Raw genomic sequence first — 21866 nt, 5'->3', positions numbered from 1 at the left:
ACTCCGGTAAAAAAGGGCAGCGTGGCTACCCTGAAGATTGATGAGCGGCGTACTACCCATAATCTTTCAAGTTGCAGGCGCATGGGTGTTTATCGCGCCATCGCTCGTCCGGCCGTTGACCAGAGCAAGCGCTGGCGGATTTACTCGTTGCCGTTTTTTTGCATCTCAAAATTTATTGGATATGCATGGCGATGGGGAACGACCATCGCTGTCCGTCTGCCTTGCCGCGAATCAGCAATCATAGGGCAGGCGATTCTGCCCTTATTTTCTTTATTAATTAGTTTAATGCCTTATCGTTTGGCGCTTTGAACAGGGCTTTCATTTCGTCAGACAGCTCAAAGTTCAAATTGAGGTTTTTGGGCGGAATCGGCTGCTTAAACCAGCGATCGAACCATTTTTCAGCCTCGCCGGAGGTTTGCACTTCGGCGATGGTCTCATCAACCAGCTGCTTGAACTGAGGATCGTCTTTACGCAGCATACAGCCGTAGGCTTCTTCCGACTGCGCGGTGCCGACGATGTCCCACTGGCCCGCATTTCTGGCCTTGGCGCGTTCGCCGGCGAGTAATGCGTCATCCATCATAAAGGCGACGGCGCGGCCGCTTTCCAGCGTGCGGAAAGAGTCGCCGTGATCTTTGGCGCTGATAATGCGCATCTTCAGCTGTTTTTCGTCATTCAGCTTGTTCAGCAGAATTTCAGAGGTGGTGCCGGAGGTCACGACAACGGGTTTGCCGGCCAAATCCGGGAAGTCTTTAATGCCGGAGTCTTTTTTCGTTAGCAGACGGGTGCCGACGACGAAAATGGTGTTGGAGAACGCCGCTTGCTTCTGACGCTCCAGGTTATTGGTCGTCGAGCCGCATTCCAGATCGAAGGTTCCGTTCTGCAGCAGCGGAATACGGTTTTGAGAGGTAATAGGCAGCAGTTTGACCTGGAGATTAGGGGCATCCAGTTTTTTCTTCACCGCTTCTACGATTTTATCTGAATAAGCCTGAGAGTAGCCGACGACTTTCTGTTGGTTGTCATAGTAAGAGAAAGGAACTGACGATTCACGATGGCCGATAACGATAACGCCATTATCTTTTACTTTTTTCAGCGTGCCAGTCAGATCTTCCGCCTGGGCCAGGCTGGCTGTGGTACTCAGTAGAAGCAGCGATAGTGCCAGTTTACGCATTTGCATGTTTGAACTCCTTTGCTGTAGTGATGGCGCTGTAGTGATGGCGCTAAACTAATGATGACGTTCAGATACTTCCCTGGTACAAAAATCATGCACCGCTAAAGAGCGAAGTAACGACGTATACTGTTAAAAAATAGCTCATTGTAAATAACTTGATGTATAAATGTTTGTTTTTTGCGACTCGCTTTGCACCAGATAACGGCAAGAAAACCATTGTGCACATATTTGGTGCAATCCTTGCCCTAAATATGTGCCGTCTCTGTGCGAAACGATAAAAAAACGTCGAGACAACCATTTACCATATATTTAACAGGCAAAGATCATGCCATAAATAACTAAAGGCATGCGTTAACATGCCTTTAGCTTGGGGGAGGGGGGTTAACGGCGGCGCTGGCTAAAGATCGCGGCGGCAAATCCGCATAGCAGAGTGATAATCCATAGCGGCCAGGAGCCGAAGCGGGCGTAAGGCGTAAGCCCGGAGGCGGGAACGACCTGCGCGTCCAATACCGCACGGGTAAACTGCGGCAGGCTGGCGCTGATTTCACCGTCGGGGGCAATGACTGCGGTCACGCCATTGTTGGTGCCGCGCATCAACGGGCGGCCCAGCTCCAGCGCGCGCATGCGGGCCATCTGGAAATGCTGCCACGGTCCGATGGAGTGGCCGAACCAGGCGTCGTTCGAGATGGTGAGCAGCATATCGGTATCCGCGCGGAAATTATCCCGCATCTGTTGTCCAAGAATAATTTCATAGCAGATGGCCGCGGTCAGCTTATAGCCGTGAACGCTTAATTGCGGCTGAATATAATCGCCGCGGCTGAATGAGGACATCGGTAAATCGAATAGCGGCGCCAGCGGTCGCAACAGTGCTTCCAAAGGAACAAACTCGCCGAAAGGAACCAGGTGATTCTTGTTGTAGCGATTGGTTGTTGGATAATGATAGGGCGTTTTATCGCCCAGCACGATAATGCTGTTGTAAAAGTCATACTGCGATCCGCGTTGACGCGCATCGACGATGCCGGTGACCAGGCTGCTATCGTACCTGCGCAGAATACCGTCTATCTGGGAAAGATAAGCCCCCTGGCGGCTTTCGATATCGGGAATGGCCGACTCCGGCCAGATGATAATCGGCGCTTTCTCCATATAAGGTAGGCTGCTATCCAGATAAATTCGCAGCGTATCCTGTAGCTGTTCCGGATTCCATTTCAGTTCCTGAGGGATATCCCCCTGTACCAGCGCGACGTTTACCGCGCGTTCAGGCAGCAGGTTGAACCAGTGAATGCCGCGCAGCGGCCACGGCAGCGCCAGCATCGCGATAGCGATAAGCGCCGGCCCGACGCGGCGCTGACTCAGGGCGAAAACCAGCAGGCCGCTGATGCTCATCAGCAGGAACGTGATGGCGTCGACGCCCAGCAGCGGCGCGATCCCTTTCAGCGGCCCGTCAATCTGGCTATAGCCAAACTGTAGCCACGGAAACCCGGTCAATACCCATCCGCGCAGAAATTCAGTCAGTTGCCACAGCGCCGGCGCAGCGATAGCCAGCCGCCACCAGGTGGTTTTCGGCCACAGCCGCGTGAGGATCGCGGAAAAGATCAGGGGATAGAGCGCCAGATAGGCGGCCAGTAGCGCCACCAGCCCGATATTGATGGCTTCGGGCATGCCGCCGAACTGGGCAATGCTGACATACACCCAGTTTACGCCGCTGCCGAACAGGCCAACACCCCAATAAAAACCGAGCCAGGCCGACTGACGCACGCTGCGGTTCAGGGTGAGCGCCTGCAGTCCCATCAAGGCGATAAGCGCGGCGGGCCAGAAATCAAAGGGAGAAAATGCCAGCGTGCCGCAGGCGCCACACAAAAGCGCCAGCAGGGCGCGAATCTGCTGGCGTTGAAAAAGAGAGGCTAGAGCCATTATGAAATTAGTCTTCCAGTTGAGGTTGAGGCGCGTTGTCAGGAATTCTGACGTGTACCTGAATAATACGTCGGCTGTCGGCCATCGCGACTTTAAACAGATAGCCTTCTATCTCAATGGTTTCTCCGCGCGCGGGCAAGTGCCCGAACGACTGCATGATTAAACCGCCGATGGTATCGACCTCTTCATCGCTGAACTGCGTGCCGAAGGCCTCATTGAAATCTTCGATATCGGTAAGCGCGCGGACGGTATAGGTCTGACGGTTAAGCTGGCGAATATCGCGATCTTCTTCATCGTCATACTCGTCTTCAATCTCGCCGACGATCAACTCAAGGATATCTTCAATGGTGACCAGCCCGGACACGCCGCCGAATTCATCAATCACAATGGCCATGTGATAGCGCAGCGAGCGGAACTCGTTCAGCATCCGGTCAACGCGCTTACTTTCCGGCACGACGACGGCGGAACGCAATACCTTATCCATGCTGAAGGGCTCGGAATCGCTGCGCATAAAGGGCAGCAGATCTTTCGCCATCAGAATGCCTTCGATATGATCTTTATCTTCGCTGATGACCGGAAAGCGGGAGTGGGCGGATTCGATAATGACGTCCAGGCACTCTTCCAGCGTTTGGTTATGCTTTAAGGTAATCATCTGCGAACGTGGGATCATGATGTCGCGCACGCGCTGCTCGGCGATATCCATCACGCCTTCAAGCATATCGCGGGTTTCCGGATCGATAAGATCGTTCTGTTCCGAATCACGGATCAGCGTCAGCAGATCGTTACGATCTTTGGGCTCGCCGTGAAAAAGCTGATTGAGGATAAGAGAAAAGAATCCCTTTTTGGGACTGGGGCTATCGCTGTTTTGAGAATGGTCGTCGCTCATGGCGTTTTAATTAAAATCTCTCATGTTGATGAATCGTAATCAGCAGAGCGGGAGAACGGCGTCGCCTGACTGACGTGGAAAGTAAACAACTTAACGTTGTAATACAGAATTATTTCATTATTGCGGCCGCGGCCGAATCACGATGATAGCAAGGTTCGCCGGGAAAACGCCCTGCGGGCGATTTTCCCTGATAGCCAGCACGGCCGTTTATTATTCAGCAAAGCCGTCTTTTTCCGCAAGATAGGGATCGGCATATCCCATATTTTGCATGATTTCCGTTTCCAGCGCTTCCATCTCTTCGGCTTCGTCGTCTTCGATATGGTCGTACCCTAGCAGATGCAGACTACCATGGACAACCATATGCGCCCAGTGCTCCTCCGGCGTTTTTTCCTGCTCGACGGCTTCCCGCTCAACCACCTGGCGGCAGATAATCAGGTCGCCCAGCAGGGGAAGTTCAACCTCCGGCGGCGCTTCGAATGGAAATGAAAGCACATTGGTCGGCTTATCTTTGCCCCGGTAGGTGTGATTCAGATGCCGGCTTTCCGCTTCGTCCACGATACGGATAGTGACTTCCGATAACGCCTGAAACTGGGGCAGCACCCCTTCCAGCCAGCGTTGAAAATCCTTTTCGTCAGGCAACCCCTGAGCCTGCTCGCTGGCGATTTGCAAATCAAGGATAACCTGACTCATTTGTGTTCCTGCTCCGCAGCGGACTGCGCTTCTTGTTTACGCTGTTCCGCCAAGGCGTCCTTACGTTTCTGATCGGCGGTTTCCCAGGCTTCATACGCATTAACGATCCGGGCTACCACCGGGTGGCGCACCACATCTTCGCTGCTGAAGAAGTTAAAACTGATCTCCTCGACGTCGGCCAAGACTTCGATGGCATGACGCAGGCCGGATTTCTGGTTGCGCGGCAGGTCAATCTGCGTGACGTCGCCGGTGATGACCGCTTTGGAATTAAAGCCGATGCGCGTCAGAAACATCTTCATCTGTTCGATGGTGGTGTTCTGGCTCTCATCCAGAATGATAAACGCATCGTTCAGCGTACGGCCGCGCATGTAGGCCAGAGGCGCCACTTCGATCACATTGCGTTCGATCAGCTTTTCGACTTTTTCGAATCCCAGCATTTCAAACAGGGCATCGTACAGCGGGCGCAGATAGGGATCGACTTTCTGGCTCAGATCGCCGGGCAGAAACCCCAGTTTTTCGCCGGCTTCAACCGCCGGGCGCGTCAGCAGGATACGGCGGATCTCCTGGCGCTCCAGGGCATCGACGGCCGCGGCGACCGCCAGATAGGTCTTCCCGGTACCCGCCGGCCCGATGCCGAACGTGATGTCATGATCGAGCACATGCGCGATGTACTGCGCCTGATTGGGCGTACGCGGTTTGATCACGCCGCGTTTGGTTTGAATATTCACCGCTTTGCCGTAGTCGGGGACGCTTTCGGCCGATTGTTCCAGCGCGCGCGACTCTTTGATGGCGAGGTGAATATGCTCGGGATCAATGTCGCTGGTGGTGCCGCGCACCGGGGCGGTATCGACATATAGATGCTTCAGGATATCGGCTGCAGCGTCAACGCAGACCGCTTTGCCTACCAGCTTGAATTTGTTATCCCGCCGATTGATTTCGATACCCAGGCGGCGTTCCAACTGCTTAACGTTGTCGTCAAACGGTCCGCAGAGGCTAAGCAGGCGCTGGTTGTCTGCGGGTTCAAGGGCAATCTCTTTTGTCGTTACGTTCAAATTATTCCTCTTTGGCTTTATCGGACAAGTCGAAGACCTGTTGTCGGACGCGCAGTTTTCGATGCGCCATATGCAGGGATTATTTATCGCTAATGACGGATGGCGCAAGTCGCAATATCGATATTGGGGTGGCGATTCGCAAAAAAAAAGGGGTGGCAATGCCACCCGCAATACAGGTATCGCTTGCCGTGATGGCGACGATTAGGGCTGATAGATGCCCACGCCGATTTCGTTTTCTTTACGGGTGCGGGCAATCACCGCAGAGGGCGATTCATGCACGCGCAGATCCATCTGATCTTCGGTGCGCACCACAATGCCGCGCAAGGAGTTGGGGTAAACGTCGACGATTTCCACATCGACGAATTTACCGACCATATCAGGCGTTCCTTCGAAATTAACCACGCGGTTGTTCTCCGTGCGTCCCGACAACTCCATAACGCTTTTACGCGACGTGCCCTCCACCAGAATACGCTGGATGGTGCCCTGCATACGTCGGCTGTACTGCATGGCCTGCTGGCTGATGCGATCCTGCAGGATATACAGACGCTGCTTTTTCTCTTCTTCCGAGACGTCGTCCACCATGTCCGCCGCCGGGGTTCCCGGTCTGGCGGAGTAAATAAAGCTGAAGCTCATGTCGAAGTTGACGTCGGCGATCAGCTTCATGGTCTGTTCGAAGTCGGCCTGGGTCTCGCCGGGAAAACCGACGATAAAGTCGGAGCTTATCTGAATACCGGGGCGCGCGTTGCGCAGCTTGCGGATAATCGATTTATATTCCAGCGTGGTATGGCTGCGTTTCATCATCGTCAGCACGCGATCCGAGCCGCTTTGCACCGGCAGATGAAGAAAACTCACCAGCTCCGGCGTATCTTCGTAGACGCTGATGATATCGTCGGTGAACTCAATCGGGTGGCTGGTGGTGAAACGAATACGGTCGATACCGTCAATCGCCGCCACCAGACGCAGCAGTTCCGCGAACGAGCAGATCTCGCCGTCGTAGGTCGCTCCGCGGTAGGCGTTGACATTCTGCCCCAGCAGATTGACTTCGCGTACGCCTTGTGCCGCCAACTGCGCGATCTCAAACAGCACGTCATCGCACGGGCGGCTGACCTCTTCGCCGCGGGTATAGGGCACGACGCAATAGGTGCAATACTTATTGCAGCCTTCCATGATGGAGACGAACGCGGTCGGGCCTTCCGCCTTCGGTTCCGGCAGCCGGTCAAACTTCTCGATTTCAGGGAAACTGATATCGACGATGGGGCTGCGGGTGCCCTGCACGTGGTTAATCATTTCCGGCAGGCGGTGCAGCGTCTGCGGGCCGAAAATAACGTCGACATAGTGCGCGCGTTCGCGAATGTGCGCGCCTTCCTGCGACGCCACGCAGCCGCCCACGCCGATAATCAGGTCCGGGTTATTCTCTTTCAGCGCTTTCCAGCGACCAAGTTGATGGAAAACCTTTTCCTGCGCTTTTTCGCGGATGGAACAGGTATTCAGCAGCAGAACATCGGCCTGTTCCGCGACTTCGGTCAGTTCATAACCGTGCGTACTTCCCAGTAAGTCGGCTATCTTGGACGAATCGTATTCGTTCATTTGACAGCCCCAGGTTTTAATATGCAGTTTTTTTGTCATCGACTTGCCATTACTCAGTGCGGGTAAGAAAGCTTTCCCTTTATTGGGGGCGCGTATTGTAATCTTTTGCTGGCGTTGTGACCAGCATCCGCAAAGTACGTCTTTATAAAAAAGCGCGGCGCTTCTATAACATTTTAGGCCGTACTGAAAAAGTCCGGTGAAATCCAGTACACTGCCTGTCAGTGTTTTCGTTGCTGTTACCAAGCATATACCCTAAATAATTCGAGCTGCAGGACAAAAATGCCAAAGCGTTTTTGAACGCCGCTTGCGCTGATCCCGAAGGGGCGATCTCCATGGTGGGAGCGAGTAACAAAGCCAACGCATAGGCAGCTCGAAGTATGACGGATATAGACAGATTAGGGATAAAACCGGTATGCATTATGATGCGATCGTCGTCGGCGGCGGAATGGTGGGAGCCGCCGCCGCATTAGGATTGGCCCGAAATGGTTTTCAGGTGGCGGTGGTTGAGTACGAACAGCCGGCGCCTTTTGCCGCCGGCAGCCCGCCGGATCTGCGTATTTCGGCCATCGGCTATGGGTCCGTCGCGCTGTTGAAGCAACTGGGGGCCTGGGAGCGGGTTGAGCGGATGCGCAGCGCGCCGTATCGCCGCCTGGAAACCTGGGAATGGGATAATGCCCGCGTGGTTTTCGACGCGGCGGATATTCATGTGCCTGAACTGGGTTTCATGGTGGAAAATCGGGTGTTGCAACTGGCGTTATGGGCGTCGTCGCGCGAGCTTGAAAACTGCCGATGGTACTGCCCGAATCGGTTGAAAAGCATGCAGCGCACGGCAGAAGGCTGGCGTCTCTCGCTGGATGACGGACAGAGTCTGACGACAACGCTGCTGGTTGGCGCTGACGGCGCCGATTCTCAGGTGCGGCAGCGGGCGGGAATCGGCATCAATGGCTGGCAGTATCGTCACGCCTGCATGTTGATCAGCGTTGAGATGCCGTCGCCGCAGCAGGACGTCACCTGGCAGCAGTTTACGCCTGCCGGTCCGCGCGCTTTCTTGCCGCTATTCGACCATTGGGGATCGCTGGTGTGGTACGACAGCCCGCAGCGGATCCGTCAGCTTCAGGCATTGCCGTTAACGCAGTTGGATAAAGAGATTGCGGCAACCTTCCCCGAACGCCTGGGGAGCGTTACCTCGCTGGCGGCCGGATCGTTCCCGCTGACGCGCCGTCACGCGCAGCGCTATGTACAGCCGGGGCTGGCGTTGCTGGGCGACGCGGCGCATACCATTAATCCGCTGGCGGGGCAGGGCGTTAACCTGGGCTACCGGGATGTGGAAGCCCTGTTGGACGTGCTGATTAAAGCCCGCGACGCCGGTGAAAGTTGGTATTCGGAAGCGATATTGCGCCGCTATCAGCGCCGCCGTATGCCGGATAATCTGTTGATGCAAAGCGGAATGGATTTGTTCTACAACGCGTTCAGCAATGCGTCGCCGCCGCTGAACGTGGCCCGCAATTTGGCTCTGATGGCCGCGCAGCGCGCCGGCGCGCTGAAACAGCGGGCGCTGAAGTACGCCATCGGCGTTTGATGCTTGCCAGCAGTTTTAAGGGACGCAAACGGCGTCCCTTCTTTAAGGCCATGTTAGGTTTACCGCCGCCGCGCATAAGAAAACGGGGCGGCGTCTTGCGACTGCCGCCCCGTATCTTGCTGTTTTACCAGCTTTATTTGGCTGGGGTACCAGGATTCGAACCTGGGAATGCCGGAATCAGAATCCGTAGAGTGACCTAATAAAATCAACTAATTACATTAAATACATTGGGTTATGATTTTTATATGGTTATTTATCCAGTGTTAAATATTTGCGCTGCCGCCACTTTTGCCGCCATTCAGGAAGCCAGCGGGTTGAGGCGTAGTGCGTCCTCCAGGTGGTTGGGGCTAAAGTGGGCGTAACGCATCGTCATCTTAATATCGGTGTGGCCGAGGATGCGTTGCAGTACCAGAATATTACCGCCGTTCATCATAAAGTAGCTGGCAAAGGTGTGGCGCAGAACGTGGGAACACTGGCCAGCAGGTAGCACAATATCAGCCCGTTCCATTGCCTTCCTGAACGCGTTATAGCAGCCGCTAAACAATCGCCCGTTATTCTTAGGGAGGGCGTTATACAGCGTTTCGCTGATTGGTACCGTTCGGTTGCGCTTGCCTTTGGTTTTGGTAAAGGTGATTCGATAAGGCGATAGCTGGAAGCGGGTTAACTCTTCCGCTTCTGACCAACGCGCACCGGTAGACAAACACAGCTTAACAATCAATAACAGGTCTTTGGCTTTGCTGGCTTCGCATTCGTGCAGCAGCCTGGCGATCTGGTCTTTCTGCAAAAAGGCCATTTCACTTTCAGAGGTTTTGTAAGGCCGCACGCTTTCTAACGGGTTCGCTGCGTTCCATTCGCCCAGTCGAGCCAGTTCGTTGAACAGCGCCCGAAAATACGACAATTCACGGTTAACGGTGGTTGGGCTGATTTTGGCGTCACGGCCATTATGAGATATTTCACCGTTAAGCCGTTTTTCTCGGTAAACGGAAAAATCGCGGGCGGTAAAATCGGTTCCCAACGGATCGCCCAATGAGGCGGCGGCACAATCAAGAATACTCTTTCTACCTTCGCCATCATTCAGCGTGATGCCGTGGGCGCGATACCACACATCAATCAAGTCAGATAGCTTGCGTGTGTCGCGCTTCTCTGCCGTCCACGGCTTTTTTTCTTCCTGTTCCATGGTAAAGCGTTCAAAGGCGACAGCTTCCCCTTTGGTGGCAAATTGCTTGCGCACCCGCTTGCCTTCGCGTCCGTGTGGGTAGCACTCACACATCCATTTTCCTGATGCTTGTTTACGAACTGCCATACAGCCCCCTGCTAACTGAGGGCTGTATTTTTACTGTATATAAAAACAGTGGTCAATGTTTGATATTGCTAGGGTAAAACATGTAGTAGGTGGCGAGAGGCCACCTACTATTTAGAGGTAACGGTATGATTGAGGGGCGGTGATGTTTTCACCTAATGCGCTGAGTTGTAGGGGGGTATCATAAACACGTAAGTCACCAATCTTTATAGCAAAAGCCTTCTCTTTGCTGCCAAAATATTCATCAAAGAAATTTTTGCTTATCCCTGCATGTTTTTTCGTCTTATTCCATACCTTAGATGGTTTGTCTTCAATAACATCGTCAATGTCGAATTCCGCAACAACCCTACCTACAGGCATTGTAGAATAAATAACCACTGATTTAACATCGGGGTTCTTAAAAATACCCTTACGGAACTCAAACCTTTTTGAGCCATCAAGTATTTTTTCAACAAACTCTGGCTTAATTGACAATAATACTTTCATTGACTTCACCTAAATTTATTATGTTATCAAATTGACTATCAGTTAATTCCATTACACCCCAATATGCATTTGGATTTAGCCCAACATCATTGATGAGTTTAGCACGATTGAGTCTTTTTGGTAAAGCTAAGTTGTAAGTAAAACTAATTATATATGGGTATTTTTTCGTTTTATAAAAACCGCATAATTCAGATTTTGTAAATACGCTATACTTTGAACAATATTCTAAAAATTCTTTTTCAGTGATAAATGAATTTATATTTCTTACTTTTTCCACGACACAAAGTGAAGTAACAACTGAGCGATGATAAGCAGGGCCTTTATTATCATTTGTTCTATATATTATTATAATGTCATTGGGATTCATATTGGCTACATCAGCCATTGCGCATATATATATCTTCCTGATACTATTAGTATGAGATACGTCGGCCACAATATCAGGTGATTCGGTGATGAGTTTTGAATCTGGGAATAATCGTGTATGAAAGGTAGGGTAAATAGATAAAATAAATTTCCTTTCTTTATTCCTGTTATTGATATAAGGATAGTCAGATAATAAATCACCGGTAAGATGGTTAGCATTCATTTCTCTAACGAGTACATTTTCTATTCCGTTAGCAGAGGTTTTTTTTCCCACATTAACAAAACCATAAATTTGGAAAAGTCTAATCAGATAATCATGTTTGTCAAAAATCGTAACATAAATATCATCAACGCTGTCTTTTAGAGCATGGTCAAAGATTTTTTTTAAAAATCGTTGACCACGTAGAGTACCCTTAGGATTGAATTTAAATGTACCGACTTTAAGATGCTTATTTGAGGTGAGATTAGGTGCGACATCATTAACGATTCCCATTTCAATTTTCAAATACATGAAACCATCAATCTTGCCATAATCATCATATAAAACATATGCTAACTCGTCTGGGGATGTGGATTTTTTTTCAAACCATTCGACAAACCCATGAGCATAGTCATTTTTTAATGAGTCAAAAAAAGGATCAGAAAAATCTACTTGATTGAAAGAGATATACTTTAAGTTTTCCACTGTTCTAGCCCTTCTATAAAATTTATCTTAAATGATTTATTTTCGATATTTAAAAAAGTGGATTGAAATATACGAAATTAGCAGTATTAATATTGCATAACCTAGTTCGTTACTATGCGTAGGTACATATTTCATCATAAAAGAAATAGCAAGACCATAAAAGATATATGCTAATATTTTTGTAATCTTGGCTTTCGTGTTTTTAAATTTTGCAACAGCCGAAAAATCACTGAGTCTTTTATCGTCATTATGAGTAATTTTCCAATGATAAATCATAGGATCATTTTTTCCAAAAGAAATTTTATTAGTGAAATATTTACCCCATGTTTCTGACTCTAGAATTCTGCATCCTTGATAATTATTTCCTGATAAAGAACATTCATCATTCATATCTCTTATAACAAAAAAATGATATTTTTGAGGAGTACAAGATGAACATGCAAGCGTTGAGGATATTTCTGATGGTAAATTCCTCTGTTCATTTACCCTGAAATCAATGATGTCTGAACGCTCAAGGTTGCTTTTAAGAAAACTATCGGATGGGTAAAAAGTTTTCACTATTTTTTTTGTTTCTTGTTCATTTAAGAAAATTCTAAACCTAATGTAATGTACACAATCTTTCTCTCGTGATAAACACCCTTTTAATTTAAATATAACAAGCGTTCCATCACTTCTATTCTCAACTTTTACTCTTTGATCAAGGTTACCATTAATAAAATCTAATTTTGTATTCATGACTATACTGCCCTTATTAGTAAGTTCTAGTTTTAAAAACTTACTTGCAATATTTTCACTTTTAATTAAGTATTCATTAAATACAGAGGTAACTAGATCTCTATTCTTATCCAGATTACTACTTAAATCATTCAGATCTTCCTTTCTCTTTTTAAAGGGAAAGAAAACACATATGGAGCCTTTATCTGCGATGTCACTAGAATTAGGCATTGTAAATGCCAAGCCAAAATCGAGGCAATATATTTTTTTTGAGTTTATGTTCCAGAAATTAATATGCAATTCTTTGATAAATGGATCGTGCTTACCACCATAATCAGGGAATGTGCTGTAATCTTTGCATCCCCAGACAGCAAAACTACATGACATAACTATCTCCATATAATATTAGGTGAATAGGATAATCTCCGCCATTTATTTTTCTTTGTGTTTTTTAATCTATTGTTTTTTATGACTTTTTGCAATCTATGGTTATTTTCGATAAAAATTTAATATCATCCAATCCACAATCAAACGCCATACCAACCCCGCTAACGCGCACTTTGCCTACAGGGATACGGGTCAGATCGCGAACGCTGGTTTTTCCTTCAATCTCAACCAACCACTTGCCGTCTGTCACTTCATCAAACTTACGATCGGCAATGTAGGTCACATCACTATCTACGATAACGATCGGATCTTGCAATCCATCGGGCAGGAACGCTTTATCAAACAGATAATAATTTGATTGCAAAAGCGCACCGCTCTGTAACTTGAAGCGCGGAATACTGACGATATCGTTCTTCCCATCTTCATACATCGGGCCGTTACCTGTAGTGAGCCACTGGAGGGATACCCCAGTTTCTAAGGCACATTGGATGACCCAATCAGAAGGGAAGATATCCCGCATGTAGCGGGTTGCTAGAGTGCTTTTTGATACACCCAAATGATCACTTAGCGCTTGCCTTGTACCAAATCCATAGGCTTCTACGAGGCGTTCAATGGCAGCACGACCACCGTTAGTTAAATTCATATGATTCCAAAAGCAATCTTGTGGTTGACGGATTCCAAAAGCGATCGTAGTATTTGCTTAGATTCCAAAAGCAAACATATAACGCTGAATAACACTAAATATAGGATTTTGCATCATGAGCACGAACATTACAATTTCAATTCCTGAACCGTACATCACTCTCGAAGAGTATTGCCGCCGTACTGGCACCAAGATGACTACGGCCAGAGCAATGGCCAATGATGGCCGCTTGCCCATTAAGAAAAAGGTCTTAAAGCCGGGTAAATCCAAAGCTAACGGCCTGCTTGAAATCAACATGGTGGATCTGCTCCTGCGGGCAGTCAGCGAAAGCCACTATGCCTCAGTGACCTTGAATCCCTGATTGCGATTCTGAGAGAGAGAACAGGGGGTTGCCATGTTTGATTATCAAATCTCTAAACACCCGCATTTTGATGCCGCTTGCCGAGCGTTTGCGTTGGCGCACAACCTTGAAGAGATCGCATCTGCCGTTGGTGTCCGTTCACAGGTATTGCGTAACAAACTGAACCCGGAGCAACCGCACCGGTTAACGTGTAGTGAACTGCTGGCTATTACCGATCATACGGAAGATGCCACCTTGCTGGATGGGCTGCTGCTGCAAATTAACTGCTTGCCGTCTGTACCTCGTAACGAGGCAAGTTCACACAATGTGCCGGTGTTCGCGTTAAGCGCCACGGCGGACGTGGGCGCGATCGCTGGGGAAGCAGTATCAACCGTACCTATGTCACAGGCGCGTAAAAACGCCATTCTCAACCGGGCAAACAGCGCGATCCGCAATCTATCGCTGATCGTGCTTTCTGTTGAAGCCCGATTCCAATCAACCCCGATGATGGCCGCAGCCGTGGATGTACTGAGTTCTGGTGCTGTGCCGGGTTTAGCGTGAGGGGGGAATAGTGATGCAACATAACCCAGAAATATGGCTGCAAGCTGCTGATGATGCGGCGAACAGCTTTTTATCTCAGCCTCCCGCGCAACGCGAGGCCGGTAATGATAACGGATATTGCAAGATTAGCGTTTTATCGTCATTGGAGGTGCTGGCCGATGCGGTTTATTACCTCAATTACCCGCTGTACCAATTTATAAAAATCCACGCGAACCAATGGTATTCGCATGGGATGTCGCATCCGCCAGAGTTTGCGGCTACCTGGGCGAAAAGACGTTAACGTAAAGGGGAACCATATGATTTCTATTGCTCGTTTACTTAAAAGCCAGTCACCCACGCCGCAACTGGCGAATCATGGCCACGGCTGGATTGAGTTACCTAATGGTCAACGCTGGCAACCGTCTGCCTGTCGTGTTCAGTTTGGCAAGGGACGTTTGCCGCATGTACGTATTAAGCGCCGTTCATGGTGGCGTCGTCTGATGGGGTTAAGGGGGTAATCATGATTTCTGCAAATGGAGTGTTGGAATTGCCCGCACAGCTTAAATCGCTGCGCCGTATGATTTCAGGAACGGATAACCCGGCGCAATTGTTTTGGGAGTCAGCCACGCAGCGCGAACGCGAAGATCTGATCTTCCATTGCCGCCCGAAGCTGGGAAAACGCCATGTTGGCTATAACTGGGCTGATTTTGACGTTAATCAGCGGCGTGTGTTGTGGGGCGGAATCTTAAGTTTGCGCCGCATGTATGAGAAAACCGCCGCATTTCAGCCAGGGCATTTCGGGCGAAGTGTGTTTGTTGTCGGTTGCTCCGAACCTGAAACGGAACTGAAAGAAAACCAGTCTATTAATTAACCCGTAATACGTATTTCTTTTTACAGCCTTAATTGGCCGGGGATTCGTATTACCTGAAAACAGGAAAAAGCCATGAGAAACATTGAAACAAGAAACATGAAAGTAGCCAATAACGATGTGTTGATTTCCCTGCTGAATAAAGCGCGTCTGGATGAAAAGAAAGACCAGCATTTAGCCTTTTCTCTGCGTCTTGAAGCGCTATCTATTCATGCTAAGCAAAAAGAGTTTACCGCAACGGAAATTATTGAGCTTTTACATAAAGAGGCTGTGCGTTTTGAACATTCAGCGCAGGAGCTTTGCATATGAGTATTAACGGCACTCCACTGAAATGGGCGGGCAGCAAAGCCCGCATTATGGAAACGCTGCGTGAACATTTGCCAGCCGGGAAACGGCTGGTTGAACCGTTTGCCGGTTCCTGTGCTGTCATGTTGAACACGGACTATGACGAATACCTGATCGCGGATATCAATCCCGATCTGATCAACCTTTATCTGTGCATTAAAAGTCTGCCGGAATCTTTTCTTGCCGATGCGCGGGGGATGTTTGACATACTCAATGATGAATATAGCTATTATCAGAGTCGTCTTGAGTTTAATTTTGTCATAGATATTTATCGTAAATCGCTATTGTTCTTTTATTTAAATCGCCATTGCTTTAATGGTGTGTGCCGGTACAACAAAAGAGGTGAATTTAACGTTCCTTACGGCAAATACAAAACGCCGTATTTCCCCGAAAAAGAGATCCGCCTTTTCGCTGAAAAAGCCCAGCGGGCTACGTTCCTGTGCTGCGACTTTGGCGAAACTCTGGATTTGGTTCGTCCGGGTGATGTTGTGTACTGCGATTCGCCCTATATGCCAACCTCAGATACGGCCAATTTCACCCAATACCATACTGATGGATTCACCAAACACGATCAGTACCGTTTGGCCACAAAGTTGGCTTCTGTCGCCAGAAGTGGAAGACCTGTAATTGCTTCAAATAGTCGTATTGCCGCTGATGCCGGTTTATATGCTGGTTTTGAAATCCATCATATCACCGCCCCGCGCACGATCAGCGCCAACGGTAATCGCAGCCGTGCTGATGAAGTGATTGCGACGATGGGGCAGTAATATGCCCCTTTTACAAACCGAAGAACACAACGGAGCCTATCACGCTGCCCTTAACTGGCAGCGTGAGCAATTTTCTCCTGGTGTACCGGGCGGGGTGAGCTACGTTGAGCGCATTCTTTGGCATGTAGATAAGACCGATCATGACTGGCGGCATCCGTATTTTGCCGACCTGCCGGATTACCTGGCCAAGTATTTTGGTCAGCGCTATGAAACCCTGTTTAAATCCGATGAACACAAAGGCCGCCGCCGAGCCAATACGTTTTTACGCCGTACGTTGGGTGAAAGCGTATTGCCACGCCTGCGCAAAGTGTTGCCGCGCTATCAAACAACATTCCTGTCCGCTGGCGATATTCCATTTCCATTCTCTGGTGATCTGGAAAGACTGCCGACCTATGACCGCGATGATATCCGCCGCCTGTCTGTCCTGTTGGCTGATTTTATGGCAGCCAGCTTTAGAGATTATACCGAGCGCGGCATTAAGAATGCTGCCGATCTGGATATGCGAGATATCACCCTGTTGGCATTTCGTCACTTGGGACGGCTGACGCTACAGGCGGGTACTCAGCCGCCATATTGGGCGCAGTTCGTCAAAGGTCGTAGGCCGCTGCCAACGCATAGCGCTGAATCCGGCCTATTACGCATGATGTCGCCGGAATGGTGGCGTGTGCGTATAAAGCACCGCCGCGATCTGCAACGTGAGCATATGGCTATTGCAGTTGGGCAGGTGCAAAAGGCGGCATCCGCGTATGTTTCCCGCACTACGCTGGGCGAATGGATTGCACAAAAAAAGCGTAACCGTGAGTTTTTTAAAACGTTCGATCTCGAAAATCCTGAAACCGGCGAGCGTGTTTCTTTAAACGATATGGTGAACGGCAGTAATGCCAATCCGGCCATACGCCGCTGTGAATTAATGGTCAGAATGCGCGGCTTTGAAGATCTGGCCAATGAAATGGGTTGTGCGGGGGAGTTTTACACCGTCACCGCGCCGTCAAAATATCATGCCGTACATAGCGGCGGTGGTTTCGTTAGCCAGTGGAATGGCGCTAACCCGCGAGACACGCAAAAGTACCTTTGTCGCGTGTGGGCGAAAATCCGCGCCGCATTATCGCGTGAGGAAATCAGCGTATTCGGTTTTCGCGTCGTCGAGCCGCATCACGATGGTACACCGCACTGGCATATGTTGCTGTTTATGCAACCTGAACATGTCGATCAGGTGCGCGACATTATGTGCTATTACGCCCGTCTTGAAGATTCCGAAGAACTACAAAGTGAAAGGGCATTAAAGGCGCGTTTTCACGTCGAACCTATCGATCCCTCCAAAGGTTCGGCAACCGGTTATATCGCCAAATACATTTCAAAAAATATTGATGGCTTTGCCCTGGACGACGAAAACGACGATGAAACCGGGGAAAGCCTGAAAGATATGTCAAAAGCGGTTTCCGCCTGGGCGTCACGCTGGCGTATCCGACAGTTTCAGCAAATCGGCGGTGCGCCGGTAACGGTTTATCGTGAACTGCGCCGCCTGCGTGATATCCAGCTTGATGATGCTCGAATGGATGCTGTGCTGGCGGCGGCTGATGTAGGCGATTGGGCGGCCTACACCCAGGCGCAGGGTGGGGCATTGGTATCACGCGACAATCTTGTCGTGCGTCTGGCCTACGAAATCACCGAGCAGGGCAACCAATACGCGGAGGACGTGCAGCGCGTACAGGGTATTTATTCGCCGCTGCTGGGGGAGGCATCGGAGGTCGTTACTCGTCTGGTTAAGTGGAATATTGTCCCGAAGTTGGCCGAAGCGTCAGCGGAGGCGGGTTTTTCTGGCGGCGACGCCGCCCCTTGGAGTTCTGTCAATAACTGTACGCCGGGGAGCTGGCGACGATTATCGGAGTTGTTAAAAGGGCGGGGTTTTAGCGGAAATAATGAGCAGATTAACATCCTTTTACGGGGCGGTAATCTGGCGATAGAAGGGGATCGTATGCTGAAGATGGCTAACGGTCAGTTAAATGAGGTTGAAAAATCAACGGATTGCGATTTGTGGCCAGGGTGGAATTGGACGACAGGATAGATACGTAAAGAAACCGTTAGCTTATATAGTATTAATTCAGAAACATTTTGATATACTGTTTATATATACAGTGATGTTGAGGGGGATTTGTGCCGGATTTGCTTTTTGAAACGCTGGTGTTGCAGCGTATTGATTTAGTGGCGCGGTTGGTGACGGAACGCCAGTGTGATGATGCCGATCGCGAATTGGCGATTAATTGGATTGCAGAATTGACAAGGGAATTAGTTAGTCGGCTGGATGAGTACGGAAATAAAAACCCCCAGAACGGGGGCAATTCAGGCCGCAGGGCTTTGCAATAGGGTTAACAACATCTGACGCCGTTCAGGGTTTAAGTTATCAACAATCCCCTTTAATAAGCTGTCTTGAGATTTGGCACTGGGGCTAAGCGTATGTGAAAAGGTCACATTCAATACAAAGGTGTGACCGCATTCCACATCCGAACAGGCACAATACAAATCGGAGATATGGCGGTGTTTACGCACAGTTTTGCGGATCACCGCCTTGCCGTTACATTCAGGGCAGAATACTTTCATTACGCGCATGTTTCTGGCTCCAAGCAAATCAAACTGTTGGAATTTTAACGGTTTTCGCCTCATGCCGCACCTGACTTTGTTGTGTCATCACTAAAAATTAGGTGTAAATGTGCCGGAATTTCACGATCGGCGCTGATAGCGTCACGAAAGCGGCGCTGTATCGGGATAATTTCATCTTTTCGGTACGTATCGCGGGCTTTCTCAGGATCGCCTAGCCCTGCGGCATTCTGCGGGATAATGCCGCACAATCCAGCCGGGAAGCGGTGAGCGTTCAGTACATCCTGGGCGCTGATGTTTTTCACGTTGGCAAACTCATCTTTGGCGCTGATATCGCCCATCTGGATAAACTGGACGCCTTCTTTATCGCCGTTAGGGATGTTTACCAGGATGGTGGAGAAGTTGCCGATCCCCTTGCTGCTGGTTAACTGCCTTTCGATTTCCTCTTCAATCTCATCCGTCATATTCGGATCGCTGGTATAGAGAATGCCGCCCGTATGCGCCCCGTTGTGATAGTAGCGGCGGCGGAAAATCACCGCTTCACTGTTCAGCAGCGCGGAATGGATACCGCCGATATAGTCCGGCAGGCCGTAGATCTGCTGTTGCGGGTCGTACATCTTGATAAAAATTACATCCTCTGGCGGGTAAACCAGCGGTTCGCCGTCCTGCAATACCACAAATTCCCCAGTTTTACGGTGTCGGGTATAGAGCGCGGGCAGAGGCACTAGGTCAACCACGACACCCCAGCCGTTACGCACTTTCAGAATGGCGATATCGCCAAAGGTGAGGTAGTCGAACACCGCCGATCCGATCTCATCATGCGTCAAGCCGCCGCCCTGATAATCCGATATCACCATATTGCGGCGGGCGTAGACAATCCCGCCATGTTGGCCGTTCAGGTTGATAAGCTGCGCCAGGGCTAGGCGGTCAATGGGTAACGTGTAGTGGTCGAAATTATTGTCATACCAGATATCGCGGTAATCCGTGCCGGTGGTTAATACCGGCTCAGGTTTGCCAAACGTGATGATGCTCATTTTTTTGCGCGGGGCGTTTTGGGCTTCCTGTCCGCGTCGTTGTGCTTTCCTTTTCATGCTGCCTTTTTTAATCTCCATCGTGATTGGGGCTTGTTCTCATAGTTCAGCGGCTCATTGTCCAGCGCGTGAGCGATAGCAAAGAACGCCTCCGCGTGGCCGGTTTCGGCGCTGCGGTCAGCAACAAAGGTCATGCCGTTGCCGCTGGCCGTGGTGGTTTTTCTGATGGCCATAAACGAGGCGGGGATCGCCTTTTCATCCTGATCCCACTCGATACGCTTACTTTCCACTACGTCAGCGGCTTTCATCACCAGGCGGTTCTTGGTTTCCACGCCATAGCGAATGGCCGTTGCCTGGCGCATGGCAAAATACTGGATATTTTCAAATACGCCGGTACCGATGCCGGTAATGTCCACGCCGATATAGGTAAAGTTGTATTGCTGGAATAGTTTTTTAATCTGGTTGGCCTGATAGCGAAAGTTCATTCCCTGCCAGTTGATTACCCGCAGTACCCGGAATTTTTCGCCTTCAAAAACGGGCGGGGCGACGATCACAAAGGTGGACAGGTCACCGGAACGGGCGGGGTCATAGCCGCCCCAAACTTCCCGGTTGCCAAAGGGCCGCGGGGCTTTGGGGTCATGGTCTTGCCAGATTTCCGGATCTACGCCGCAGCGCTCCAGGTCGTCAAAGCTAAATACCGCGTCTTTGCTGTCCACAAACACGCACATATACAGCATGTTGAACGTGTCCACGTTGTAGCGGTTGCGCAGCTTATCGAGGCTGGCCAGATTGAACCCGCCGCGGATCGCATCTTCCATCGTGATAACGTAGCGCCACTGGCCGTCAGGACAGAGCCGCCCGCCGTCGCGCAGTTCGTCAAAGTCGGGGAATATAACCCCGGCGCGTTTCTTGTTGCCGCGCTTCCATTCCTCGCCTGTCCAGAACGGATAAGCCTGATGGGTTTTGTCGCTGGGCGTGGAAAAATAGGTGGTGCGCCATTTGTCATGGGTGGCCATTGCGCTGGCCACTTCATTGAGGCGGGCAAAGTTTGGCACCCAAAAATATTCGTCGCAGTACAGATGCCCGCTATACGATTGCGCGGTGTTTTTATTGGTGGACAGGAAACGCAGTTCTGCCCCGTTACTGAGGCGGATCGGGTTGCCGGTCAGGGTGATATCAAAATATTGCTGCGCAATATTGACGATGTAGGAGCGAAACACTTCCGCCTGGGCGCGGCTGGCTGACAGGAAGATTTGCGGATCGCCGGTCAGAACCGCGTTTTCAAAGGCTTCAAAGGCGAAATACCAGGTCGCCCCGATTTGGCGGCTTTTCAGGATATTGCGCACTGCCTCGCCAATATTGGCGCGTAGGTGTTTCTGATAGCCGAAAAGGTGTTCTTCCACCCAGGCGTCAAAATCCTCTTTGCTTAGGCTGGAAATATCATTCTTGCGGTACTGGCGTTTTTTCGCGGGGCGCTCGTCGTCTTCCTCATATCTGCCGCACTGACGGCTGTTTTTGGCTTCTGCCAGCTTTTCCTTATGTTTATTACTCTGCGCCCGCAGCTTCACGGCGTGAGCGATCAGCGTATCGAGTTCTTTTAACTCCAGTTCGGTTTTATTATCGCGCCCGACCAGTAATTGATAACGGCGCTCGATCGCTTCTTCTGTACTTTCATGGCTGAGCAAATCAGACCAGCTAAATTTTTGCGCCCAGTAGTAAACCATCCGCGCATTCGGCAGATTTAAATCAGCGGCAATTTCTTTAGGTGTCGCTCTTTTTAAATAGAGCGCCCGCGCCACACCTATTAATTCATCGGAATATTTGGCCATGCCGCTATTATGCGGTGTTATTTTTATTATTTATTTTGTGTTAAGTCGGAGATATTCGGGAAAGGATGAATAGCCGAATGTATAAGAATTAAATTCC

General features: G+C 49.9%; 25 protein-coding genes. 11 read left to right on the top strand and 14 right to left on the bottom strand.

What is annotated here, in order from left to right; translation table 11 throughout:
* Nucleotides 1-21: 21 nt before the first annotated feature.
* Complete coding sequence (locus VSX58_RS06160; RefSeq protein WP_327617328.1) at nt 22-309, top strand: hypothetical protein; 288 nt, start codon at nt 22-24, stop codon at nt 307-309.
* Here VSX58_RS06160 and VSX58_RS06155 read toward each other — a convergent pair.
* From VSX58_RS06155 to miaB, 6 genes are all read right to left on the bottom strand, one after another.
* Nucleotides 278-1174 carry an amino acid ABC transporter substrate-binding protein gene (locus VSX58_RS06155; RefSeq protein ID WP_327617327.1) on the bottom strand — a complete coding sequence of 299 codons (897 nt, stop codon included), beginning with the start codon at nt 1172-1174 and terminating at the stop codon, nt 278-280. The genes VSX58_RS06160 and VSX58_RS06155 overlap by 32 nt on opposite strands.
* Nucleotides 1175-1549: 375 nt before the next feature.
* A complete protein-coding gene (gene lnt, locus VSX58_RS06150; protein ID WP_327617326.1) occupies nt 1550-3079 on the bottom strand; it encodes an apolipoprotein N-acyltransferase in 1530 nt (509 codons plus the stop codon).
* Nucleotides 3080-3086: 7 nt separating this feature from the next.
* Nucleotides 3087-3965, bottom strand: a complete 879-nt coding sequence (gene corC / locus VSX58_RS06145; protein ID WP_327614742.1) for a CNNM family magnesium/cobalt transport protein CorC — start codon at nt 3963-3965, stop codon at nt 3087-3089.
* Between the two features lie 210 nt (nt 3966-4175).
* On the bottom strand, nt 4176-4655 hold the full coding sequence (gene ybeY, locus VSX58_RS06140; RefSeq protein WP_327617325.1) for an rRNA maturation RNase YbeY: 480 nt from the start codon (nt 4653-4655) through the stop codon (nt 4176-4178).
* Entirely contained in the window at nt 4652-5707 is a 1056-nt protein-coding gene (locus tag VSX58_RS06135; RefSeq protein WP_327617324.1) for a PhoH family protein, read from the bottom strand. The genes ybeY and VSX58_RS06135 overlap by 4 nt, the downstream gene beginning before the upstream one ends.
* A gap of 201 nt (nt 5708-5908) precedes the next feature.
* The gene (gene miaB, locus VSX58_RS06130) at nt 5909-7333 is read right to left on the bottom strand and encodes a tRNA (N6-isopentenyl adenosine(37)-C2)-methylthiotransferase MiaB (protein ID WP_327614739.1); all 1425 of its coding nucleotides are present in this window, start codon (nt 7331-7333) and stop codon (nt 5909-5911) included.
* A gap of 373 nt (nt 7334-7706) precedes the next feature.
* Here miaB and ubiF point away from each other — a divergent pair, with 373 nt between their 5' ends.
* Complete coding sequence (gene ubiF / locus VSX58_RS06125) at nt 7707-8873, top strand: 3-demethoxyubiquinol 3-hydroxylase (RefSeq protein ID WP_327617322.1); 1167 nt, start codon at nt 7707-7709, stop codon at nt 8871-8873.
* Nucleotides 8874-9171: 298 nt separating this feature from the next.
* On the opposite strand, the gene VSX58_RS06120 is transcribed toward ubiF, so the two are convergent.
* The 5 genes from VSX58_RS06120 to VSX58_RS06100 form a co-directional block, all read right to left on the bottom strand.
* The gene (locus VSX58_RS06120) at nt 9172-10176 is read right to left on the bottom strand and encodes a phage integrase (protein WP_327617321.1); all 1005 of its coding nucleotides are present in this window, start codon (nt 10174-10176) and stop codon (nt 9172-9174) included.
* 111 nt (nt 10177-10287) lie between these two features.
* The gene (locus VSX58_RS06115; RefSeq protein ID WP_327617320.1) at nt 10288-10659 is read right to left on the bottom strand and encodes an ASCH domain-containing protein; all 372 of its coding nucleotides are present in this window, start codon (nt 10657-10659) and stop codon (nt 10288-10290) included.
* Complete coding sequence (locus tag VSX58_RS06110; protein WP_327617319.1) at nt 10637-11710, bottom strand: N-acetyltransferase; 1074 nt, start codon at nt 11708-11710, stop codon at nt 10637-10639. The genes VSX58_RS06115 and VSX58_RS06110 overlap by 23 nt, the downstream gene beginning before the upstream one ends.
* Before the next feature lie 36 nt (nt 11711-11746).
* Entirely contained in the window at nt 11747-12811 is a 1065-nt protein-coding gene (locus tag VSX58_RS06105; protein WP_327617318.1) for a hypothetical protein, read from the bottom strand.
* Nucleotides 12812-12890: 79 nt separating this feature from the next.
* Entirely contained in the window at nt 12891-13454 is a 564-nt protein-coding gene (locus VSX58_RS06100; protein ID WP_327617317.1) for a phage repressor protein CI, read from the bottom strand.
* Nucleotides 13455-13569: 115 nt separating this feature from the next.
* Between VSX58_RS06100 and VSX58_RS06095 the strand changes: the two genes are divergently transcribed.
* The 9 genes from VSX58_RS06095 to VSX58_RS06055 all read left to right on the top strand — a co-directional run bounded on the left by VSX58_RS06095 (nt 13570) and on the right by VSX58_RS06055 (nt 18678).
* Nucleotides 13570-13815, top strand: coding sequence for a regulator (locus VSX58_RS06095; protein WP_136165377.1), 246 nt, complete (start codon nt 13570-13572; stop codon nt 13813-13815).
* A 33-nt stretch (nt 13816-13848) separates the two neighbouring features.
* Entirely contained in the window at nt 13849-14355 is a 507-nt protein-coding gene (locus tag VSX58_RS06090; RefSeq protein ID WP_327617316.1) for a phage regulatory CII family protein, read from the top strand.
* 13 nt (nt 14356-14368) lie between these two features.
* Nucleotides 14369-14635 carry a hypothetical protein gene (locus VSX58_RS06085; RefSeq protein ID WP_136165379.1) on the top strand — a complete coding sequence of 89 codons (267 nt, stop codon included), beginning with the start codon at nt 14369-14371 and terminating at the stop codon, nt 14633-14635.
* 16 nt (nt 14636-14651) lie between these two features.
* Entirely contained in the window at nt 14652-14852 is a 201-nt protein-coding gene (locus tag VSX58_RS06080) for a phage filamentation protein Fil family protein (RefSeq protein WP_327617315.1), read from the top strand.
* A gap of 2 nt (nt 14853-14854) precedes the next feature.
* Nucleotides 14855-15205 carry a hypothetical protein gene (locus tag VSX58_RS06075; RefSeq protein ID WP_327617314.1) on the top strand — a complete coding sequence of 117 codons (351 nt, stop codon included), beginning with the start codon at nt 14855-14857 and terminating at the stop codon, nt 15203-15205.
* Nucleotides 15206-15277: 72 nt separating this feature from the next.
* The gene (locus VSX58_RS06070) at nt 15278-15511 is read left to right on the top strand and encodes a DUF2732 family protein (protein WP_327617313.1); all 234 of its coding nucleotides are present in this window, start codon (nt 15278-15280) and stop codon (nt 15509-15511) included.
* On the top strand, nt 15508-16314 hold the full coding sequence (locus VSX58_RS06065; protein ID WP_327617312.1) for a Dam family site-specific DNA-(adenine-N6)-methyltransferase: 807 nt from the start codon (nt 15508-15510) through the stop codon (nt 16312-16314). The genes VSX58_RS06070 and VSX58_RS06065 overlap by 4 nt, the downstream gene beginning before the upstream one ends.
* Before the next feature lies 1 nt (nt 16315).
* Nucleotides 16316-18379, top strand: coding sequence for a replication endonuclease (locus VSX58_RS06060; RefSeq protein WP_327617311.1), 2064 nt, complete (start codon nt 16316-16318; stop codon nt 18377-18379).
* A gap of 89 nt (nt 18380-18468) precedes the next feature.
* On the top strand, nt 18469-18678 hold the full coding sequence (locus VSX58_RS06055) for a hypothetical protein (RefSeq protein WP_327617310.1): 210 nt from the start codon (nt 18469-18471) through the stop codon (nt 18676-18678).
* Here the strand turns inward: VSX58_RS06055 and VSX58_RS06050 are convergent.
* Genes VSX58_RS06050 through VSX58_RS06040 form a run of 3 tightly spaced genes read right to left on the bottom strand, consistent with a single transcriptional unit; the run spans nt 18655 to nt 21769 of the window.
* Nucleotides 18655-18975: an ogr/Delta-like zinc finger family protein gene (locus tag VSX58_RS06050; RefSeq protein WP_327617309.1), complete on the bottom strand. Its 321-nt coding sequence runs from the start codon at nt 18973-18975 to the stop codon at nt 18655-18657. The genes VSX58_RS06055 and VSX58_RS06050 overlap by 24 nt on opposite strands.
* The gene (locus VSX58_RS06045) at nt 18972-20000 is read right to left on the bottom strand and encodes a phage portal protein (protein WP_327617308.1); all 1029 of its coding nucleotides are present in this window, start codon (nt 19998-20000) and stop codon (nt 18972-18974) included. Before VSX58_RS06045 ends, VSX58_RS06050 begins: the two co-directional genes overlap by 4 nt.
* A complete protein-coding gene (locus VSX58_RS06040; RefSeq protein ID WP_327617307.1) occupies nt 19997-21769 on the bottom strand; it encodes a terminase large subunit domain-containing protein in 1773 nt (590 codons plus the stop codon). The genes VSX58_RS06045 and VSX58_RS06040 overlap by 4 nt, the downstream gene beginning before the upstream one ends.
* Nucleotides 21770-21866 lie beyond the last annotated feature (97 nt).

It is taken from the genome of Brenneria populi (genome assembly GCF_036016195.1).
In the GTDB taxonomy this organism is placed as follows: Bacteria; Pseudomonadota; Gammaproteobacteria; order Enterobacterales; family Enterobacteriaceae; genus Brenneria; species Brenneria populi.
The sequence above is the reverse complement of the archived record's forward strand: the minus strand, read 5'-3'. Positions and strand labels throughout refer to the sequence as shown.

Bases quoted from the DNA above. Each gene is read 5' to 3' on its own strand.
- VSX58_RS06155 (WP_327617327.1), bottom strand. From the start codon at position 1,174: ATGCAAATGCGTAAACTGGCACTATCGCTGCTTCTACTGAGTACCACA.
- lnt (WP_327617326.1), bottom strand. From the start codon at position 3,079: ATGGCTCTAGCCTCTCTTTTTCAACGCCAGCAGATTCGCGCCCTGCTG.
- corC (WP_327614742.1), bottom strand. From the start codon at position 3,965: ATGAGCGACGACCATTCTCAAAACAGCGATAGCCCCAGTCCCAAAAAG.
- ybeY (WP_327617325.1), bottom strand. From the start codon at position 4,655: ATGAGTCAGGTTATCCTTGATTTGCAAATCGCCAGCGAGCAGGCTCAG.
- miaB (WP_327614739.1), bottom strand. From the start codon at position 7,333: ATGACAAAAAAACTGCATATTAAAACCTGGGGCTGTCAAATGAACGAA.
- ubiF (WP_327617322.1), top strand. From the start codon at position 7,707: ATGCATTATGATGCGATCGTCGTCGGCGGCGGAATGGTGGGAGCCGCC.
- VSX58_RS06120 (WP_327617321.1), bottom strand. From the start codon at position 10,176: ATGGCAGTTCGTAAACAAGCATCAGGAAAATGGATGTGTGAGTGCTAC.
- VSX58_RS06115 (WP_327617320.1), bottom strand. From the start codon at position 10,659: ATGAAAGTATTATTGTCAATTAAGCCAGAGTTTGTTGAAAAAATACTT.
- VSX58_RS06105 (WP_327617318.1), bottom strand. From the start codon at position 12,811: ATGTCATGTAGTTTTGCTGTCTGGGGATGCAAAGATTACAGCACATTC.
- VSX58_RS06100 (WP_327617317.1), bottom strand. From the start codon at position 13,454: ATGAATTTAACTAACGGTGGTCGTGCTGCCATTGAACGCCTCGTAGAA.
- VSX58_RS06095 (WP_136165377.1), top strand. From the start codon at position 13,570: ATGAGCACGAACATTACAATTTCAATTCCTGAACCGTACATCACTCTC.
- VSX58_RS06090 (WP_327617316.1), top strand. From the start codon at position 13,849: ATGTTTGATTATCAAATCTCTAAACACCCGCATTTTGATGCCGCTTGC.
- VSX58_RS06085 (WP_136165379.1), top strand. From the start codon at position 14,369: ATGCAACATAACCCAGAAATATGGCTGCAAGCTGCTGATGATGCGGCG.
- VSX58_RS06080 (WP_327617315.1), top strand. From the start codon at position 14,652: ATGATTTCTATTGCTCGTTTACTTAAAAGCCAGTCACCCACGCCGCAA.
- VSX58_RS06075 (WP_327617314.1), top strand. From the start codon at position 14,855: ATGATTTCTGCAAATGGAGTGTTGGAATTGCCCGCACAGCTTAAATCG.
- VSX58_RS06070 (WP_327617313.1), top strand. From the start codon at position 15,278: ATGAGAAACATTGAAACAAGAAACATGAAAGTAGCCAATAACGATGTG.
- VSX58_RS06065 (WP_327617312.1), top strand. From the start codon at position 15,508: ATGAGTATTAACGGCACTCCACTGAAATGGGCGGGCAGCAAAGCCCGC.
- VSX58_RS06060 (WP_327617311.1), top strand. From the start codon at position 16,316: ATGCCCCTTTTACAAACCGAAGAACACAACGGAGCCTATCACGCTGCC.
- VSX58_RS06050 (WP_327617309.1), bottom strand. From the start codon at position 18,975: ATGAGGCGAAAACCGTTAAAATTCCAACAGTTTGATTTGCTTGGAGCC.
- VSX58_RS06045 (WP_327617308.1), bottom strand. From the start codon at position 20,000: ATGAAAAGGAAAGCACAACGACGCGGACAGGAAGCCCAAAACGCCCCG.
- VSX58_RS06040 (WP_327617307.1), bottom strand. From the start codon at position 21,769: ATGGCCAAATATTCCGATGAATTAATAGGTGTGGCGCGGGCGCTCTAT.